At 65.0% G+C, this 19,067-nt stretch carries 16 protein-coding genes; all 16 read right to left on the bottom strand.

From position 1 onward, the window contains the following. Window positions 1-74 precede the first annotated feature (74 nt). Complete coding sequence (locus tag CRD59_RS08130; RefSeq protein ID WP_236632644.1) at window positions 75-3,419, bottom strand: apolipoprotein A1/A4/E family protein; 3,345 nt, start codon at window positions 3,417-3,419, stop codon at window positions 75-77. A gap of 13 nt (window positions 3,420-3,432) precedes the next feature. Next, window positions 3,433-4,644, bottom strand: a complete 1,212-nt coding sequence (locus CRD59_RS01010) for a hypothetical protein (protein ID WP_127920920.1) — start codon at window positions 4,642-4,644, stop codon at window positions 3,433-3,435. Next, entirely contained in the window at window positions 4,641-5,543 is a 903-nt protein-coding gene (locus tag CRD59_RS01005; RefSeq protein WP_113852732.1) for a hypothetical protein, read from the bottom strand. Before CRD59_RS01005 ends, CRD59_RS01010 begins: the two co-directional genes overlap by 4 nt. Window positions 5,544-5,574: 31 nt before the next feature. After that, window positions 5,575-6,456 (bottom strand): hypothetical protein, encoded by an 882-nt coding sequence (locus CRD59_RS01000; protein WP_113852731.1) that lies wholly within the window; start codon window positions 6,454-6,456, stop codon window positions 5,575-5,577. After that, complete coding sequence (locus CRD59_RS00995) at window positions 6,453-10,484, bottom strand: phage tail tape measure protein (RefSeq protein ID WP_113852730.1); 4,032 nt, start codon at window positions 10,482-10,484, stop codon at window positions 6,453-6,455. Before CRD59_RS00995 ends, CRD59_RS01000 begins: the two co-directional genes overlap by 4 nt. A 273-nt stretch (window positions 10,485-10,757) precedes the next feature. Then, entirely contained in the window at window positions 10,758-11,093 is a 336-nt protein-coding gene (locus CRD59_RS00990) for a hypothetical protein (protein ID WP_113852729.1), read from the bottom strand. Window positions 11,094-11,147: 54 nt separating this feature from the next. Next, a complete protein-coding gene (locus CRD59_RS00985; protein WP_113852728.1) occupies window positions 11,148-11,831 on the bottom strand; it encodes a hypothetical protein in 684 nt (227 codons plus the stop codon). A gap of 63 nt (window positions 11,832-11,894) precedes the next feature. After that, entirely contained in the window at window positions 11,895-12,284 is a 390-nt protein-coding gene (locus tag CRD59_RS00980) for a hypothetical protein (protein WP_113852727.1), read from the bottom strand. Window positions 12,285-12,294: 10 nt separating this feature from the next. Beyond that, window positions 12,295-12,615, bottom strand: coding sequence for a hypothetical protein (locus CRD59_RS00975; RefSeq protein WP_236632643.1), 321 nt, complete (start codon window positions 12,613-12,615; stop codon window positions 12,295-12,297). Then, a complete protein-coding gene (locus CRD59_RS00970; RefSeq protein ID WP_113852726.1) occupies window positions 12,612-12,956 on the bottom strand; it encodes a hypothetical protein in 345 nt (114 codons plus the stop codon). Before CRD59_RS00970 ends, CRD59_RS00975 begins: the two co-directional genes overlap by 4 nt. Beyond that, complete coding sequence (locus CRD59_RS00965) at window positions 12,953-13,492, bottom strand: hypothetical protein (RefSeq protein WP_113852725.1); 540 nt, start codon at window positions 13,490-13,492, stop codon at window positions 12,953-12,955. The genes CRD59_RS00970 and CRD59_RS00965 overlap by 4 nt, the downstream gene beginning before the upstream one ends. 18 nt (window positions 13,493-13,510) lie before the next feature. Next, window positions 13,511-14,734, bottom strand: a complete 1,224-nt coding sequence (locus CRD59_RS00960) for a phage major capsid protein (RefSeq protein WP_113852724.1) — start codon at window positions 14,732-14,734, stop codon at window positions 13,511-13,513. Further along, the gene (locus tag CRD59_RS00955; RefSeq protein ID WP_113852723.1) at window positions 14,731-15,525 is read right to left on the bottom strand and encodes an HK97 family phage prohead protease; all 795 of its coding nucleotides are present in this window, start codon (window positions 15,523-15,525) and stop codon (window positions 14,731-14,733) included. The genes CRD59_RS00960 and CRD59_RS00955 overlap by 4 nt, the downstream gene beginning before the upstream one ends. Beyond that, a complete protein-coding gene (locus CRD59_RS00950) occupies window positions 15,522-16,784 on the bottom strand; it encodes a phage portal protein (RefSeq protein ID WP_161522245.1) in 1,263 nt (420 codons plus the stop codon). Before CRD59_RS00950 ends, CRD59_RS00955 begins: the two co-directional genes overlap by 4 nt. Before the next feature lie 14 nt (window positions 16,785-16,798). After that, the gene (locus CRD59_RS00945; RefSeq protein WP_113852721.1) at window positions 16,799-18,562 is read right to left on the bottom strand and encodes a terminase large subunit; all 1,764 of its coding nucleotides are present in this window, start codon (window positions 18,560-18,562) and stop codon (window positions 16,799-16,801) included. Continuing rightward, complete coding sequence (locus tag CRD59_RS00940) at window positions 18,522-19,001, bottom strand: phage terminase small subunit P27 family (protein WP_113852720.1); 480 nt, start codon at window positions 18,999-19,001, stop codon at window positions 18,522-18,524. The genes CRD59_RS00945 and CRD59_RS00940 overlap by 41 nt, the downstream gene beginning before the upstream one ends. Between the last annotated feature and the right edge of the window lie 66 nt (window positions 19,002-19,067).

Here is a 19,067-nt window from a genome sequence, read left to right as displayed (position 1 = left end):
TATCCGCCCCGAAGGGCATGCGTAAAGCCACCCCGGGGATCGGGATGGCCGTGGGTTCGTTGACCGCCGGCCGGTCAGCCGGGCGGCCCGCCCAGGCTCTCCGGGGCGATCTGCCCCCTGAGCTCGTCGGGCAGGTGCGGCTTGGGGTGCCTGGCCATGTACCCGGGATCCATGGCCGTGACCGCCGGGTCCAGCCAGTGGCACAGACGGCGGATGTAGCGGATGGCGACCCGGTACTGGGCCTGCCCGTCGCGCAGGCGGCGCAGCTCGGCCACCTGCTTGGCCTGACGGGCCTGCAGGTCGCGGATCTGGCGTTCCTGCGCCTCCACCTGCTCGCGCAGGGGGGCGATGATGTCGTCGCGCAGGATCTGGCTGGCCTCGTGCGCCGCCTGCACCGCCAGCTGCTCGCTGGTCGCGTCCGCCTGGCCCGCCTGCGCCCTCCTCTGACGCCGCCCGGCCCACACCGTCACCAGGGCGCTCAACGCCCCGGACCCCACGACCGCGGGCAGCAGCACCAGCAGCAGGTCCCTGTCCATCAACAGCTCGGACAATGCCATCAGGACCTCCTTTAGTAGGGCAGAAGGGTCGCGCGGATCTGCGTGCCGGCCCCGATGTCGTAGCTGTCGTTGCAGCGCAGGGTGACGATGTCGCCCTCCTCCAGGCGAAGCACCTGCTCGGGCAGCGTCTGGCACACCCAGTGGTTGGCCGACACGGAGGTCTGCATCATGCCACGGCCAGCCCAGGTCCTGCCAGGCCTGGCCCTTGCCGGGGTTGCAGCCGGCGACCAGGCAGGTCAGGTCCCCGCTCGCGTAGCACAGGTTGGCGCACCCGCCCACCTGGTACCAGCCGGACACCGGGATGCGCAGCCCGCTGGTGCCCGCCGACACGGCCAGCGTGAACCGGGGGCCTTCGTACGGGCTGGACACCTGGCGGAACGTGAACTCCCGCCAGCCGGACCGGCCCTCGGGATCGAAGGCCATGCCCGCCAGCGGCAGGCCCGTGCCGCGCACCTTGACCCGGGCGGCCTGCACATCCAGAGCGTCGGACTGCAGGTCCAGCGTGCGGCTGCCCACCACCGCCGCGCGCGAGGCCACGACGGCCGCGTAGTTGCCGCCGGCCGGCCCGCCCACCTGCGCCTGGAACTCCGGGGCCTGCGGGCTCACCCCCATCTGCAGCGTCTGGCCCGTCGAATCGGCCTTGCTGCCGTACCCCCAGATGAACCAGATCAGCGAGGACTCGTCCTCGCCCTCCATGCCCTGCACGCCACCGATCCTCGACCCCTTGACCAGCCGCTGGCTCAGCACGATCCGGTTGCCGGAGGCGGCCGTGGCGAACCCCCCCACCGCCTGCACCCCCTTCGAGGACGCCTGGAACCGCTTGCTGCCGTCTGGGCCCTTGACCCAGAAGCCCGAATCGTCGAAGCCGGTCAGCCCGTCCGGTGTCTTGAAAGCGCCGGATCTGACGAGGGCGGCGCTGACGGAACCGGCGTCCACCTTGTCCGCGGTCACGGCCCCGGCGGCCAGCTTCCCGGCCGTCACCGAATTGGCGCGCAGCTTGCCCGCGTCGATGGCGTTCGCGGCGATCTGGTCCGCGCCGATGCTCAAAGCGACCAGCTGGTCCGCGCCGATCGAATGCGCCTGCAGCTTGTCAGCGCCGATCGAATGCGCCTTAATCTGGTCCGCCCCCACCGCGCCGGCCGCTATCTTGCCGGCCGTCACCGCGCCGGCCGTCAGCTTCGAGGCGTCGACCGACCCGTCCACGATCAGCTCACCGCCCGAACGGCGGCGGACCACCAGGTCGGACACCAGCCAATGCGTGTGACCGGGACCGTCGGCCCCGTCCTGATCGATCTGGAAGTAGACAACCGCCTTGCTTTTCCCGCTGGGGACGGTGACCACCCAGCGCACCCGCTCCCAGCCGTCCGGATACGTGACGCCCGTGCCTTGCCCGTACACAAGCGTGTCCCACGCATTCCCGGAAGTCAGCTTGGTGTAATACAATCCGGCTCGCAGAGGGATATCCCCTTGCGTACGCTTGACGGTCGCCTCGATCACATATTGGTCCCCGGCCGACACCTCCCAAGACGTGTCCGGCGTACCGTAATGATCCCTAAGAGCCAAAAGTCGGGCCGACCCGACCGGTGCCTTGGCCGAAGACGCGGCCCCAAGCAGATCGCCATCCGGATCAAACCGCTGGTTCTTCCACAGATTGGCGGCATCCCCGATGACCAGCTTGTCCGCCGATATGCTATGCGCCCCGATACGGGCCGCGTCCAGAGCGCCGGCTGTTATCTTCCCCGCGTCAAGGCTGCCGATGACCTGGTTGTCCATAAGCTTCTGCGACCAGGCATCGCCGTCGAATATCCACATCGCCGCCACCAAGCCGCCACCCGACCGGCCGAGCCTATACCACACGTCACCCCTCGCGTGCCCCGCCGTATCCGACGGGTCGTCATAGGAGTATACGATCCGGTTCTTCCCATCGGCCGACCGTTGCGCGGCCTCGGCCACGCCACTGGCCTCGTCGGCCTTCCTCCCGATACCGGCGATATCGGACCTGGCCTGGTCGAGATCCTCATCGATGGTTTTGATGTCATCCCTCGAGGCGGCGAGATCCGCCTTCGCGGCCGAGAGGTCAGAGCCGAGCCTGTCCTGCGTCTCCCTCAGGCCAGGTATCGTCTCCTTGTCCAGCCTGCCGACCGCCTGGTCCACCACGCCCACGGCCTCCGCCGTCTCGTCCTGCCTGGCCGCCAGGCCCCTGAGGTCATCCTTCGCTCCCGCCAGGTCCCCGCCCAGCCTCGCCTGGTCCTCCCCTAGCCTGGCCTGGTCCTGCCTGAGCGCGGGCAGCGTGTCCTTGTCCAGACGGTCCATGTTCTCACGCAGCTGCTTGAGCTCGCCGGGGTCCACCGCACTGGCCACCACCACACTCACCGGTTCGGACGGGACGGACGCGTTCGGGGCGGGCGACCCGTCCTGCGCGTGCGCGTCGTCAAACGCCACGGCCGACACCACCACCGTCTCACCCACCGGCAGGTCGGCCGCCGTCACATGACCCGCCTCACGCAGGGACCCCAGGTCGATGGACCGACCCTTCACGGAAGCCGTGATCTCCACATGATGGAAATCAGCCGGGACGCCGCCCTCCAGACGGCCATCCCACTCCACCCACACCGCCGCGTTCCGGCTCGTGACCGAAATCCCCAAAGGACGGCCCGGAGGCGTGGTGTCCCCCACCCACAGGGCTACACCCTGCTCACCTGCCATGTCGCCGGCTATGGTGCTGGTGCCATCAGCATTAGGTATGACGATGCTCGCCGCCTTCTTTGTTTGCTGCTCCCGAGATTTGCGGAGCGCCAACCATGCCAGGTCCTGTGCCGTTTCGATGCGATCCTTGGGAGTGATGTCTGCGTGATAAGCCATATCCGGTCCTTATTCATTGGAAAGGTGCTTCGAGCACGTCGAATTTCAAATCAGCCTTGCTTCCCTGGTCTCCGCTCATCTCCATGAGCCGCAGTCCGTAGTCTCCGTCTGGCAGGGTGGGGAAACCTGCAATTGAAAGCGTCACGCTTTCTCCCGGCCACATAGAGCCAAGAGGGTGCAGGGGGACACCGAACTGATCCGTATCGCCGAAGTCGATGCTCCCGGTTATCTGCATGAGTTTCCCCGAGTTGTTCTGGGCAACTCCTCCCACATGCCGACGCAGCAAGTCGAGGTTGTCGGTGTCAGTGTCGCCGTAGACCGCCTCGCGGAGCACGGGGGGGTCCATGGATTGAGTGATAGGAGCCATGCTCTCGACGTAGCAGGTCAGCGTACCCTGGTCGGTGCCCGCACCGGTGGCATACCAGCGGTGATAGCCATCCTGATATGACACATGGATGTCCTCAAGACTGCCGCCATCGGGGAAGCTGCTGAGACAGACAGGCGAATGATCCATGTCCAGATAGACATCAGCGTCACTACCGGCCAGGAACCGCACGCGTATGTGCTGTTCGTCGGCCCAGTAAGGACGGAAAGCGATGTCCGGTCCGCCCTGGCAGTTGGCGATGTTAGTGAGCAGCTGGTCAACGGCGAGATTTTGGACATTCCACGCCTGGTAGTCGGTACGGTCATGCGAGCCACGTTCGCCCGTATAGGTCCAGTCGAAAGGCAGCTCGCCTCCCTGCTTGCCATCGGTCGCAATTCTGCCCAGCTCACTGCAAATGCCTCGATAGGACATGCCGGTGAAGGCTATGCTATCGGAACTGTGCCCGTCCTTGAACGCCCCATCACGCACCGCATACCGACTTGAAAGGATGGCCATCGGGCTCTCCAGGCCGAAGCTCGTGTCCAGCCAAGTGTCGTCCCGCCCCGTGATCTTACCCCAGAACAGGGGAGTTCCCTTGTCCTCCGGGTCGTCACTTGCCGCCCATGTGGTGACGATGGCGCGGCGTTGGGAATCAAGCATCGCCGATCGCTCGTCGGGCGTGCTCGCTGGTATGGCCGCCCACGGCAGCGTAAGCCCGCTCTCGTCGATCTTGCCCGCACCCTTGTCGGTGGTGGAGAAGCCGAAGTCGCCGATACCCATGTCCCAGCTGAAGGACGGGATGTCGATGGGACAGATGAGCCGCCCGTCCCTGGCGTCGCATATCCAGTGCCGCCAGCTCACTTCGCCGGCCCCCGGTCCCACACCTGCAGGGTCCGGCCCGGGTATGTCAGCCCATTCTCCGGCTGCATGCCGTAATGGAAATAGGGATGGCCCTCACCGGCGGCCATACCGTGCTTGACCCTGGCTACGTGGTTGCCTTGCGACACCTCCAGAATCCTCGAGTTATGCTGGTGCGCCGACACCCGGCTGCTCGCCTCGGTCTCCATCGAGCTGTTCGGCACGTCCTGACCGTCCAGCTGGAAGGTCGACGCCCAGCTCAGCCACGAGCCGCCGCGGCAGATCACATCGGTGTCATAGACCAGCTCGATCAGACGGTCGGTGGGCACGTAAAAAGCCGTGTCATACTCGGGATACCAGCGGCGCACCTCGGTGCCCACCGCATCCAGGGACCGCTTGTCCTCATAGATGCCCAGCCGGCCCAGGCTCGCCCCGTACGGGATCGCGTAGTCCACACTGCCCACCGGCGTGGCCGACTGCGTCGAGGACGCGCCCGCCGGCACCGACAGGTCCCGAAGGCGCAGGCCGCCGGCAGGCAGCGCGGGAGGCGACGGCGACGCGGCAGGCACGCCCTGCGCCACATGCAGCGACACCTGCCCGCCGGCACTCGTGTCGGCCAGCAGATACACCAAGTCGATACGCGGATACGCGCCGTCGCCGGCCCGCACCGCCTCCACCGTCACGCCACCCGGCCAGTACGCCTCCACCGAGCCGTCCGACCCTCCCGTCGAGCACACAGCCACCCCGGCCGACGCCTGGTAGCGCAGTCCGGCAGCGCCGGACACCTCCAAGCCGGACACCACGCCGAGATTCTCCCAATACGCCCCCAGGATCCGCCGGTGCGTGAGCGCGTCCATGCCCACGCCATGCTCATCCCGGGCCACCCCCAAAGCCGTCACCATGACAAGCCTCCTAAAACGACATGAAAATCAATCAGATGTATGTGTCGCGCGTCTCGCACGTCACCCAGCCGCCACCGGCGGAAAGCAGGCGCAGCATGATGTCGGACCCCGGCTCGATCCGGGGGAAGCCACGACGCACCAGGCCGCGGGACACGTCCACACCGCCCATCGACGCGGTCTGCGAGCGGCAGTCCAGCTCCAGCGGCACGCCGGGCCACACCCGGCCCCGCCACTCCAATGCCCGGCCCTCGCCCCACATGAGCAGCACCCCCTCAGGCCAGTCACCCGACGCGGTCAGCACCGGATACGCCCGGGACGTGCCGCTGTTGCGCAGCAGCATCTGGGACTGGTCAGCCGACGCCGCCCCGTAATCCAGCGGATACACAAGCCCATTGCCCGCCGACCCATACGACAAGCCGCCCGACGTGGAGCTCGGGGCCATCAGCTGCGCGGACTGCGCATCCCAAGCCAGACGCTCCGGGCGCGGGCACACGACCGTAAGGGTGCCGGTCATGGTGCCCTGGTGCCATGCCTGGTCAGCGCTGACGCTCGCGTAGCCGGACACGTACGTGTCATCGGATCCGTCCACGACCCGCAGCCTGACCACGGTACCGGCCGATGCGAGGGCTCTGTCCAGTGCGGCGAGGACCTGGACGCGTTCATCACCCAACGCCACCCAGTGCAGGGTGACGGTGCGTGCGGAGTAGAGAATGGCGTCGGGGTTGATGTCGTGCGCACCGTTGCCGGATGCCCGCTCTGTGAGCGTGACCTTCGCCTCGGGTGTGCTGCGCCAGCCCTCGATGCCTTCCTGGCTGATGCCCAGGTCTTCGGGGATGGGTTGGGTCTTGCTGCCGCTGAAACGCACCGACCGGTCCCGGTAATACAGGACCGCATAGGTTGGCTGGTAGCTCATGACACCCCCATCTTCGACGCGCGCAACTGGCGGGCCGCCGTCCTTCCGGTGATCGTCCCGGTCACGTAGGGGTCTTTGACCCCGTTATTGGTGATGTTGACAATCATCGGCGCAGTGCGCTCCACGTTGGTCTCCCGGCTGCGGTCATCCTTGTCGAACAGGCGCGACTGCTGTTCGGGAGTGAGCACCAGTTCGGGACTGCCGGTCTGGTTGCTGACAACCGTGGTGCCCGGTCGGAGCCAGCCGCCCTTGTCGTACAGGCTGGGCACCACGCCGCCGTCGGCGTATCCGCCGGGCCTGTCCAGGGCGGATAAGCTTCCGTACCGGTGGATCGCGTAATTCAATCCGGCGTAGATGTTGGCCAACGGATCGGTGATCGGCTTGCCTGCGAACGGGCCCGAGTAAGCGGCGAAGGTGGGCGGTATAACCTGCATGAGCCCTTGTGAGGGCATGCCGGCCTTCGCGTTCGAATCCCACTTGTTGATTGCGCCGGGGTTGCCGCCGCTCTCCTGGTTCATGCGTCGCAACACGGTGTCGGTCCAGCTGTCGGGCTGGCCCAGCATCCGCAGCGCCTGGGATACCAGAGGGCGCCAGCGTTCCACTCCTCCGCCACCTCCGCCGGCGTTAAGCAGCTTGGAAACGGCGTCCTTGGCCTTCTGCACGAGCTGTCCGGCCACCTTGATCGGCATCTGCCCGACCAACTGCCCCCAGTCCCCGCCGGCAGCGCCTTTTATGGCGTTGCGTACAGGGTCCAGGATCATCCGGCTGATGACGCCACCCGGGTCGGCGAAGAAGTCAGCAACGTTATGGGCGGCGTTGGACAGCCAGTCCTTGGCGGAGTCCACGATGCCACCCAGGTCGAAACCTTGTACGACCCCTCCGACGGAGAAGCCCATGTCCGCACGCACGGCGGCCGGCCCCGCCTGGCGTGCCAGACGGTTCCAACGGTTGATGTTGTCGGCTCCCACGGCGCGTGTCCACTCAGGCACCATCCACGCCTCACCAGGCGAGGTGAGCGCCAGGATCGAGTCCTGGCCGGGGGCGTAACCGGGATTGATGCCGCCGTCCGCGAACATGGGCGCGTCAGGCAGTTTCAGGTCGAGGCCAACCTTCCCGGCGATCGTGTTCCACACACCCTGTATGCCCTTGGTGTACACGGTGTCTACAACCCAGTGCACGGGCTTGGCAGCCGCGTCCTTGATCATGTCCCAGGAGCGTCCTATCCAGTCCTTCGTCGTCTCGAAGGCCTGGCCGATGTCGTGGATGCCCTGTTTGAAAGGTGCGAACACATGCTCGCTGATCCAGTTCCACGCAGCGCTCGACTTGTCCCGAATCCAATCCCAGACAGGGCTGATGGCGTTGTCGTACAACCAATGGAAGATGCGGGCCCATCCACGGATCTCGTTGTTCCACGCGGTGATGACGTGGTCCTTGATCCAGTTCCAAGTGGTCGAGAACTTGTCCCGAATCCAATCCCACACGGGTCGAATGGTCTCGTTCCATACCGCACTCATGGACTTGCCCAACATACTCAGGCCGTCCTTGAAGGGCTTGAGCACATGCGCGTCTATCCAGCCCCATTCCGCATGCATGATGTCCTTGATACCCACGAACGCCGGTTGGATGACCTTGTGCCACAGGTCCATGACCGGTTTCTTCAGCAGGTTGAACGCGATGACGAACGGCGTGAAGAAGATGGTCCCATACAGGGTGATGGCGAACTTGAAAATCTTCCCTATGCCGTTGAACACGATTTTCAGGAAGTTCCAGAACCCCTGCGCTCCTGCCTTGATTGCTCCCCACGCGCTCTTGAAAAAGTTCACGAACGGACCGGAGAACCACTTGCCCACGCTCATGGCGATGTTCTTGATCCCCGAGAACATCTTGTTCACGAAATCGTGGAACGGCTTGATGTGGTTATATGCCGCTATGATGGCGGCGACGATCGCACCGATGACAATGACGACCCACCCCCAGGGGCTGCTGATGAAAGCAGCTTTCAGGAGTTTCATTCCATTGGTGAAGATGATGTTGGCCGCCGTCCCGGCCTTTGTGATTGCTATATACGCCTTCACGCCGGCGACAGTGAGGGCCAGGGCACCGGCAACTCCTCCCATTGCACCGACGAGGACCTTATGCTTGGAGGTGAAGTCACCTATAGCGACCGCTCCGTTAGTCAGGCCACGCATGGTGTTGGTGATGGCAGGAAGGAACTTCGATGCCATGGTGATGCGGCTGGTGTCGAGGACCTGATTGAAACGGTCGGTCTGCACCTTGGCAGTCTTCTGCGTCTCGGCCCAGGTGCTGATGTCCTGTCCGTTCTGCTTGGCCGCGTCGGAAATGCCCTTGACGTTGTTGGCGAACGTCTTGGTTGATCCACCGGAGAGCATCAGGGCGGTGTTCATACCGGTGGCGCCGCCCATGATCTTCTTCAGTGCCTCGGTGTAGGTCTGCGCCTGCGGCGAACCCTGCTTGAGCTGGTCGTTGAAGCCCTTGCTCTTGGTGTACATCTGCTCCCACTGGCGCACCAGGGCGGCCTGCTGGTCGGGCAGGGCCTTCAGCCCCTGCCGGTAGTCCTGGAGGGTCACTGACCCGTCCATTACACCTTTGGCGAGCTCCTTGGACTTGCCGGTAAGCTTGCCGAACATTGTCGCTGCGTCCTGGGCCGCGAACTTCGATTGGTTGAAGGCGTCCAGGAGGACGGTGCCGGATGGCCCCATCTTCTGCAGGATCGTCTCGCTCAGGTAGCCGATCGTGCCGGTCAGGCCTCGCTTGCCCAGATTCTGGGCCACGTCCACGCTGCTGATGCCGAACTGCTGCATCTCCTTGACTGCCACCTGGTTGGGGGCCTGAAGGCTGCGGATCGTATTGGATAGTTCCTGGGTGGACTCCTGTGCGCTGGTGCCGTGCGAGGTGAGGGTGGCGATGGCGCCGCCCACCTGGTCGAAGCTGATGCCGGCGGCCGAAGCCACGGGCAGCACGGTTGACAGCGATCCTGCGAATTCCTGCATCGTGGTCTTGGCTTCCCCGCTGGCCGCGACAAGCTGGTTGGTCACGCTGGAAGCCTTACCGGCAGGGATGTTGTAGGAACGCATGATGGAGGTCAGCGCATTCGTCATGACACCGAGGTCCACCTGTTCGTCGGTGGCGCCCTGGGCGGCGGCCTTGAGGACCTTGAGACCGTCGGCTCCTCGCAGTTGGGCCTTTTCCATCGTGTACATGCCTTCGGCCAGCTGGCTTGTGCTGATGCCGGTCTGAACCGCGATGTCCTTGATGCCCTGCTCGACACGGCCCAGCTGGCTGGTCGACTCGCCGCCGGCGGTGACCAGCAGGTTCATCTGCTTCTGGAAGGTCTCGGTGGCGTCGGCGCTGGTCTTCATCCACTGGGCCAGGCCCACGGCCCCGATCCCGACCCCCAGCAGCTTGAGGCTTCCGCGCGCCTTGTCCCAGGTCCGGCGCAGCATGCCGCTTTTGGCGTTCACCCCTTCAAGCGAACTGCCGAAACTCGCCCACCTTGATGGCTGCTCCTCTGTGGCCTTGGCCAGTTCCTTGTTGGCCTTGGTGAGCTGCTCGGTGGTCTCCTTGGTGGCGTTCTTGGAGGCCTTGAGCGCTTTCTCGGAGGCGTCTACCCGCTCGGTGGTCTGACGGACCTTGGCCCGCGCGGCTTCCAGTTGTGCCTCAGCCTTGATGGCCTGCGAGGATGATGGGCCGTATTTCTCGACCTGCTCGTCCAGCCGCTTCTCGGCTGCCTGCTCGTTCTTGGCGGCCACGGCGGCGGCATCCCGAGCCTTGGCGATGTCCCTGGTGGCGTCCTGGACGGCCCTCTTCGCCTTGGATTCCGCCTCTTGCAGCGCGGCCACCTGGCTTTTGAGCACGTCGCTCTTGGACGCGGCGGCCATGGACCTCGACCAGGCGTCGCCGGCCGAACGACCCGCCTTGCTGGCCGCGTCCGTGGTCCCTCCCAGGAGCAGGGAGCCGAAGCCCGCCAGATTGGGCAGCACATCGACGAATACGGGCTTCGTGGCCATGTCATCCTCCTGCTAGCCGTGACGCCAAAGCGTCCATCTCCTGCTTCTGCCGAGGTGCGAGACGGTCCTCGGGTTTTCGGGTCTCCGCCTCCCTCCGGTCCCGTGCCAGGGCCGAGGCGAGCGCGTTGGGTTCGGTCAGTCCCATGACCAGGACGCGCAGCGCGCGCAGTGTGATGTCTCCGCGCCAGAACTCCGCAATGGGGTCCCGGGGGCTGTACTGGGCGCACAGCGCCGCTTCCAGCTCCTCCGGGTGCCCGCTCGCTTCCAGGAGGTCTAGCGCTGAGTAGGGGACCCGTCGGGCATGGTGTCTGTCAGCTCCTCGGTAATCTGATTGATGAGCAGGAGCACATCCGAAGCCTGGCCTCCGTCATCCTCGAACTGGCCCCACTGGTCACCCAGTAGCGCCTTGGCCAGGTCGTAGTCGCTGCCGTCCTTCTGCGCCGCGGCGAGGGCACGCTTGGTCTTGTTGGTCTGCATGAGCGGGTGCTCGATGTGGTAGACGGTGGACATTGGTTCATCGCTGATGGTGAAGCCGATGGTGTCATCGACGCCGGGGTGGGTCTCCTTGTACTTCTGGCGGACGGCGTGCAATGAGTACTTGGTGGGCATGGTGGTTGCTCCTTAATTGCTGATGTGGTTATCCGGATGGCGGCTGTCCGCCGGTCAGGCGGTGGTCTTGGTGCTGGACTTCTTGGTGTACTGCTTGCCACCGGTCTTCTCGTCGGTCAGGCAGGCGAAGGTGAAGCCCAGGTCCTCGCTGTCGGCGCGGTCCATGGTGCGGTCGCCGAAGCCGCTGATGGAGGCCTTGTAGGCGAATTCGACGCGGTAGACGGCGTCGGCGCCCACGCCGTCCTGGGCGATGAGGTAGATGCGGTACTTGGGCATCTCGCTCATGCTTTTCTCGTCGATGGACCAGGTCTTGGAGTTCTTGTCGGCAGGCCAGGCGGAGACGGGCAGGCCGGCGCGCAGGGACTCGGTCCATGCGTTGGCCTCGCCGAAGGTGACGTCCAGGTCGCGGGTGGAGGAGCTCAGATCGCTGCGCACCGGCTCCAGGTCCTGCATCATGGTGGTGTCGTCGGTCTTGACGGCGCGTTTCTCCACGATGCCCTTGGTGGTGATGTAGCCCATCTGCTTGTACCCTTCGGGCAGGCGCAGAGGCAGGCCGTCCTCGCCGAAGAACTTCTCCGGCGCCTTCGTGGAGTAGTCGGCGATGGCCATGAGCATGGTGCCGTGCTTGCGCACGTTCGATGGCGCCAGGTCCATGTAGGACTGGAGGTCCGCGATGGTCTGCGGCGGAGTCGGGGCCCCGCCGTCCAGCGGTGTGATGTCGGGCATGGTATCGGGCATGATTTCACTCCTTATAAAAGAAGCCACCCCGGGATTGGGATGGCTTTGCGTCTGGGTTGGTGGTTATTGGCTGATGGGCCGCATGGTCAGGGTGAAGGTGGCCGTGCAGCGCAGGATGGAGGGGTCGCCCCAGGGCACGTCGGCGAAGGCGGTGCCGGCGAGGTCGTCCACGTACCCGTATTGGTTGCCGTTGCCTGCGAGCGCGGCCATGGCCGAGTCGACCTGTTGGATGAGCGGGTTCATGCTCTTCCACCCGTCGGCCAGCACGTCGATGTCGACGCTCACGGAGCGTTCGACGCGGCCGAGGCTGCCCGATGGTGCGAGGCCGGTGTGGATGAGGGGCAGCATGGCCGCGGGCTTGTCGGGCACGCGCGTGTATGGTTTCATCCCCGTGCGGTCGGCCAGCCATTGGTTGACCAGCCGCAGGTGCTGCGGCCATTGGATCGGATCCATGCCGGCCTCCTTAGAGTTGGGCGGTGGCGCGGTTGAAGAAGGCGTGGCGCGGGTAGCGCAGGGATCCGTGCTCCTGTTCGGCGGCGTCCTCGCTGCCGGCGATGACGCGCGCGTAGGGGCGTTTGATGCCGGTGGGCGATTTGGTGCCGGGGCGGGTGCCCTGTTCGATGCGCAGGGAGTCGGCGAATTCGGTGCATCCCTCCTGGATGGCGAGCCGCTGGCAGATGGGCAGCAGTCGTTTGGCTGTGCCCACGAGCGCCCCCCTGACCTCCGGGTTATGCAGGATGTTGCGGTCGATCCACTCGTCATCCACCATGGCTCCGCTGCTCATCGCCCCTCCTCCAGCATGTAGAACTCGCTATGGTCGCCCAGGCGGTCGGCTGTCCGATAGTCCTGCACCGGGCCAGTGGGCTTGTACGCCTTGTCTCGCCATAGGATGCGGCTGTTGCCGTCGATCAGCGTGGACAAGTACTGGCCGTATGGGCCTATTACTTTCCAGCGCGGCACGATGACGGTCTGCTCGAACAGGGCCTGGCCCATGTCCATGACCGGCTGGACGCCGCACCCTTCCACCATGGTCTCGGTGACTGTCTCCGTCTGCTCGCCATCCACGTCGGGCTCGCCCAGTGTCCTGCGCTGGACGGTGATGGCCTCCCCGTGCGTGCCGATCATGAGGCCAGTCCGATCCGGTACTTGTCCACCGCAGCTGACCAGGCCGCCGAGGTGCCCACGCTCAGGGCCAGGCTGTAGGTGCGTGACTCCGCCCCCGTGGTGTAGGAGGCAAGGCCCGGCAGCACCTGGTAGATGGCGGCCGCCTGCTCCAGGACAGCGTCGGACACGTCCCCGGGGATGGGGTCATAGCCATGCGAATAGGTGACCATCAGCGCCCGCCACCTGTCGGGCAGTGGGCGCTCGAAGCGCAGCATGCCGTCGGCCGACCACTCGAAGTCGACCAGCGTGCCTGAAAGCAGCACCCGGTCGACGGCGAGGACCGGCCACAGGGGAAGGCGCACGCTCCTGGTGCCGGTGGCATCCAGGACGATCTCCTCATGCTCGACCTTGGCGATGGGGTTGTGGCTTTGGCCGGCGAACCGGTCGGAGGCCAGGCGCAGGGAGAGCAGCAGCTTGCCGTCATCGGCCTTGCAGCCGATGCGCATGGCCAGGTCCTCGGCCGCCGCCAACGTCCTGGTTTCCGTCAGCTCGCTCATTGCGGCCTCCTATCGGTGTCAGTGGCTGCCGTTGCCGGAGGGGGCTCCGGCGATGGTGGCCACGGCGATGCGGCGTGGTTCACGGATCATGAGCAGGTACTCCTCCTCGGCCCTCACGTAGGTGAGGTTGTGTCGCGCGTCGTCCTCGTTCTGGTTGAAGGCCAGGATGGACAGCGGGGTCTTCTGCAGGAGCTGCACCGAGTGGAAGTCGCCGACCAGGACCTTGCCCTGCGGCACGATGCTGGAGGTGATGCGGGGCACGCCGAACAGGGTGAAGGGGCCGGTGGCGAAGGGAGCGTTGGACAGGTAGCGGTCGTTCTTGTCCTTCATGAGGTTCAGGGCCTCGTTGTCGGCCGGGTTCATGACCACGGCCTGCACGCCTATCCCGGAGACCGCCTGCTGGAGCTGGGTGATGGCGTGAGACACGGTGGTGACCACATCCGTGTCGAAGGGGATCTGCAGGGTGCCGGGGGTGTTCAGGATGCCCTTGGGCTCGTCGGTGCCGCCCAGGCCGTTGAGAACCAGGTTCTCCTTGTAGGCGGAAAGGTTGCGGGTCAGGACTGAATCGATCAGGGAGCTGATCACCCCGTCGTCGGCCAGCTCCTGGTTGGTGACCTTGGTGCCGTCGGCCACCGTGAAGGCGTGGGCCTCGGCCAAGGCGGTGGATAGAGTGCTCAGGGGCTTGAGCTCGCCCTCCTTGACCTTCTTGGCGTTGTTGGTCACGGAGACCAGCTGCCGGTACTTGAGGAACTGGCTTGTGGTGGTGCCCAGGGTAATCAGGGACAGGAAGGTGTTGGGCTGCGGGTAGGTCAGGTCGGCTACCCCGGGCAACATCTGGGGGACGATGGCACCGGGCAGTGCGGTGGACAGCGGGTCGGGGTCTGCCTTGACGCGCAGGTTCCGGGCGGTGATGGACACGGGGGTGCCGTGGGGCTGGTCAGCCTGGAAGCTCTTGTAGGCCTCCGTGGCGGTGAACGCCTGGCCGTAGGACTTAGCCGTGACGCTCCTGGACTGCTCCACGGGGGAGGCGCTGTCCTCGCCGTCGCCACCGGCTAGGCTCTTGAAGGCCTCGGCGGCCTCGTCGGCCTTCCTAATCCGCTCGCGAAGGTCGTCGGCTTTCTGCTTCCATTCGAGGATCAGGTCGTTCTCCTCGGGAGTGAATTCGCGCTTCTCCTCCTGGGCTTTCTTCGCCAGGGTGTTCGTCTGGGCGAGGATGTCCTTCAGTTCGTTTTGCAGGCTCATAGTGTTCCTTCCATGAGGTTGATTTCCGTTTCCGCTGCCCAGGCGGTGGTTTCGGGCACTGTCCAGGACTTCGCGATGTCATCCGCGCCGTCCTGTCCCTCCTCTTCCTCGCCTTGGGGCTCGGATCGTGAGGCAAGTTCTTGGAGCACGGTCTGGCGGACCAGTTCGCGCAGGCCCTCGTCAGGCTCCAACACGTCATCTGTCCGACCGCCGTCATCTCCGGCACCGTATTCGGTTTGTGGATCTGCATCCTCCACGGTTTCGGCGTCCACTTCGACCTGGTCGGCCTTGGTGGAGAGCAGCACGGTAGCTGGGTTGGCTCCCTTCATGCACGGGCCCAGCTCTATGAGGTCGACCTTGCCGACCTGGTAGATGGGGTCGCCGTCGGGTCCGGCCACGACGTTGAAGTCGGACTCGACCCCCGAATAGGAGAACTCCTTGACCCTGCGGTCCTTGAGGAGTTTGAAGACCTGCACGGCGGTGGGGTTGGTCATGTCCAGCTGCGCCGTGACCTCCAGGCCCATGTCGGTCTCCTTGGCCTCGAGGACCTCGCCGATGTGGCTCATGGGGTTGCGCCAGTCGTGGGACCAGACCACGGGGATGGGATCGCCCGAGGCCTTCCATTTGGACAGTGTCTCCGTGAAGGCCCCAGGCATGACCACCTCGCCCAGGGAGTCGACGTTGCCGAAGACGCTCACCAGGGCGCTGAACCTGCCGTCACCCAGGCTTCCCTCGTCACCGACACTTTTGAGCGTTGCCCCGGTGGAGCGTTTGAGGGTGTGCTGCTTCATTGGCTTCCTCCTATGTTCTGTGACCCTGAGTCGGTGGGGTCTGCCTGCGGGCCTCCCCCGCGCACGGTGTTCAGCAGGTCGATGATCTGGTCATATTCGGGACCCAATCCTGGGAAGCCTTGCTCCTTGCGGCCCTCGTTGATGCTCAGGTAAGGACCTCCGACGGCCTTCTGCAGGATCTCGGCCTGCTCGAGGAAGGAGCCGCGCAGGGCGGCGTTGAGGTCGAACTCGACGTATTCGCGGGGATCGGTGGACACCAGGGGCACGATCTGTGCATTGAAGGCCTGCTCCAACTGGGTGAACAGGGGTCCGAGGGTCTCCTTGTACAGGCTGTCGCGGAACGCCTGGGTCGAGGAGTAGTCGGCCTCCCTGGCCCCCACCATCTCGGGCGGTACGTGGTATGCGGAGGCCACCTCGATGTCGGCCAGGGTCCGGCCCTCGACCTCCTGGGCGTCCTTGGGGCTGAAGGACTCGACCTTCTCCCAATGGATGCCCTGAAGGACCGGGGAGCGCCCCTCGTGGCCGCCGTTCTCCAGATAGTCGTTGATGTCGGTCTCAAGCCGTTTCTGATCGCCGCGTTCCAGTGGCTTCATGTCGGCATCCATGGCGAAGATGCCGGGGATGCGGGCACCGTTCTGCCAGATGGCCTGCCGCCATTTGACCGATTCGGCGTATTCGCGCAAGGTCTGGGAGAGGGTCCGCATGGGACTCACGCCGTTGGCGCTGCCGTAGCCCTTGTCCCACAGGATGCCGTCCAGGCCGATGGTGGCGGAGTGGCTGTCGGCGGTGGACAGCTGGATGCCGTGGACATCCTCGTAGCCGCTCCAGGTGAAGGTCCACGAGTAGGCGGGCAGGCGGTAGAGCTCGTAGCCGCTGCGGGTTGATGCGCTAGGCAGGAGCTTGATGGCGAAGCGGTCATAGATTAGCAGGTCGCAGATCAGATCGTACCAGAACCGGTAGGCACCGTGGTACCGGGTGGGGTATTTCACCAGGTCGTAGAGTGGACCGCTGGTGACCACAGGCCGGTCGTTGTCCCCGTCGCGACGGTAGACCTTCATGGGGATGCGGGCCGCGTTGCGGGCCACGAACTCCACGGTCTTGCGCACGGACGGCTGTGTGGAGAACACGGAGAGCGCCTCGGAATTGGCGGACAGGGGCATGCCCGGGTCCACGACGTACCAGCGTCCCCTCACGGTGCCGGCCTGGAAGTCCTGGACGGACTTCTCGACCTGCTTGCGCCTGGTGAATGGCCAGATCATGCCGTCCTCCTTGCTCATGCGTACAGCCCGTGCGAGGCGTACGGGTTGTCTTTGAGGGTCGTCTTGCGGGTCATGGCCTCGGAGAGGGCGTCGCAGATGGCGGCCACGCCGTCGATCTTGTCCCGTGAGTCCTTCTTGCTGGGCTGCACGTTGCCGTTCTCATCGGATTTAACCGCCAAATTGTCAACGTTCCAGCGCAGAACGGGGTTTCCGCCATGTTGGAAGAGCGGATGGTCCTCGCTACCGGTCAGCAATAGGCGCTGCAGCTCCTTGAGCACCGGCGAGAGGGTCTTGAATCCTTGGCGCACCGGAGTCAGGCGTTCATCGCTTAAACCCGACTCCTCCAGGTCGTTGACCACCTGTGTGGCGTTCCATGGGTCGTAGCCGATGCTGCGGATGTCGTACGTCTCAAGGTCGGCGCGGATCTGCTGCTCGATGTACGAGTAATCGGTCACGTCACCAGGCGTGGGCGTCAGGAAGCCCTGCCTCACCCACACGCTCGCGTTGCCGGAAGTGCGTTTGTCCAGCTCGTCCAGAGCGGCCTCCGGGCACCAGAAGCGCATGCGGCACCGGTACCCCTCACCTTGGGGGAAAAGCAGGCACCAGGCCGTAAGGTCTGATACGGAGCCCAGGTCCCAGCCGCCATAGCATTCCCTGCGCTCCAGCTTCTTATCGTCCACGGTCCCGGCGTTGCGGTCCCATGCCTTCAGGGTGATGAACCTGGTCTCCTGCTTGGTGCGGATGCCCAAGTGCAGGCGAAGGTAGTTGGCCAGCTCGGCGGGTGAGTTCCTAGCCCTGGTTGCGACCTTGGCAAGGTAGTCGGCACCGGGAGGGACCCCATAGCCCGGATTTGCCTTCATCTGCGTCTTCACCGCGAACGGGTCATCGTCCTCATCGGCCCCCCACACCACCCCGTACCATGAACTGTCCTCGATGGTGCCGGCTGCAAGCTGCTCCACATAATGACGGGTCTCGTCGTAGATCGTGCCCGACTTCCCCGCGTCAGGCGTGGTGATCCGCACGCCGAGAGGCTGCGAGCGCGAGCCGCGACCGGTCTCCAGTGTGCGTACCAGGTCAGGGGTCTTGTACACGTGAAGCTCGTCGCAGATGAAGCAGTGGAGGTTCATGCCGTGGGCGGCGTCGGCGGCGGAGCTGATGACTTCCATGTAGCTGCCGGAGGCGTTGTGGACGATGCGTTTCTGGTGGGCTTTCATCACGCCCTTGAGGGCCGGTGTCTTCTCCACCAGTTGCTTGACAGGTTGGAAGACGAAACCGGCTTGGTGTTCGGTGCTGGCGGCGCACACGACCTGTGCGCCTTCCTCTCCGTCGGCGCCGAGCATGTAGACGGCGATGCCGCCCGAAAGCGTGGACTTGCCGTTCTTGCGGGGTACGTCCACGTACAGGTCGTTGATGACGCGCACGATCTGGCCGTCGCCGTTCTCGTGGACCCACCCGAAGACGGGAGCGAGGATCCAGGCGACCTGCCAGGGGGCCGGGTCCAGCGGCTGTCCGGCCCATTTGCCTTGCGTGTGGCGCAGCACGTGGAAGGAGGCCAGGACGCGGTCCACACGGGACGGGTCGAAGCTGGCCCCCTCCATGTCCCTGGGCTCGGAGGTCTTGATCTTGGGGGTCTGCCATTCCTTGGGCAGCTCCAGCCCGCGGGAGAGCATGTACCAGGCGACCTCAGGTGAGATCTTCAGCCGTTCCAGCTCCTGATCGGAGGGAAGTTCGATGGTTTCAGTCTCCGATGGCGAAGGGGTTTGCTTCCTGGTCGCCATCGTCCTCACCTAGCCCCTGTATCTGTCCTTCCGCCGCTGGATTGAGCCCGAAGTCACGCGCGAATGTGTGCACGTCGGCCCTGGCCGCCTTCAACGCGGCCACAGCTGGATGTGGTTTGGGCACCCCCTGGGATGTCTCGACCGTCATGCCTTCTTCCAGGAGCTGCTTCATGGACTCACGCATCTGCCAAACAGCCGTGCAGTACGCCTCCAGGCTCGGACCGTCCACTTTCTTGAGGATGCCGAGTCCATCCAGCGTCTCGACAACGCTCTTCCACACGGTCTTGGCCCCTTCTGGCAGATAGGACGGCATCCTGGGCTTGTCTCGCTCGAATCCGATTTCCTTCTCGACCTTGCGTCCCCCGGAGTCACGGCCTTCACCCCTCCCGTTGATCAGTCGCAGCTTGGTCGGCGCCTTCATCGGACCCCGCTGACCCATGGTGGCACCCCCTGTCAGGCGAAAAACGATTTGGGAAACCTGAGACGCGAAAAAAGCAGTTTCGGC

The sequence above is a fragment of the Bifidobacterium xylocopae genome (assembly GCF_003315615.1).
In the GTDB taxonomy this organism is placed as follows: domain Bacteria; phylum Actinomycetota; class Actinomycetes; order Actinomycetales; family Bifidobacteriaceae; genus Bombiscardovia; species Bombiscardovia xylocopae.
This window is presented reverse-complemented; position numbering and strand designations above follow the sequence as displayed.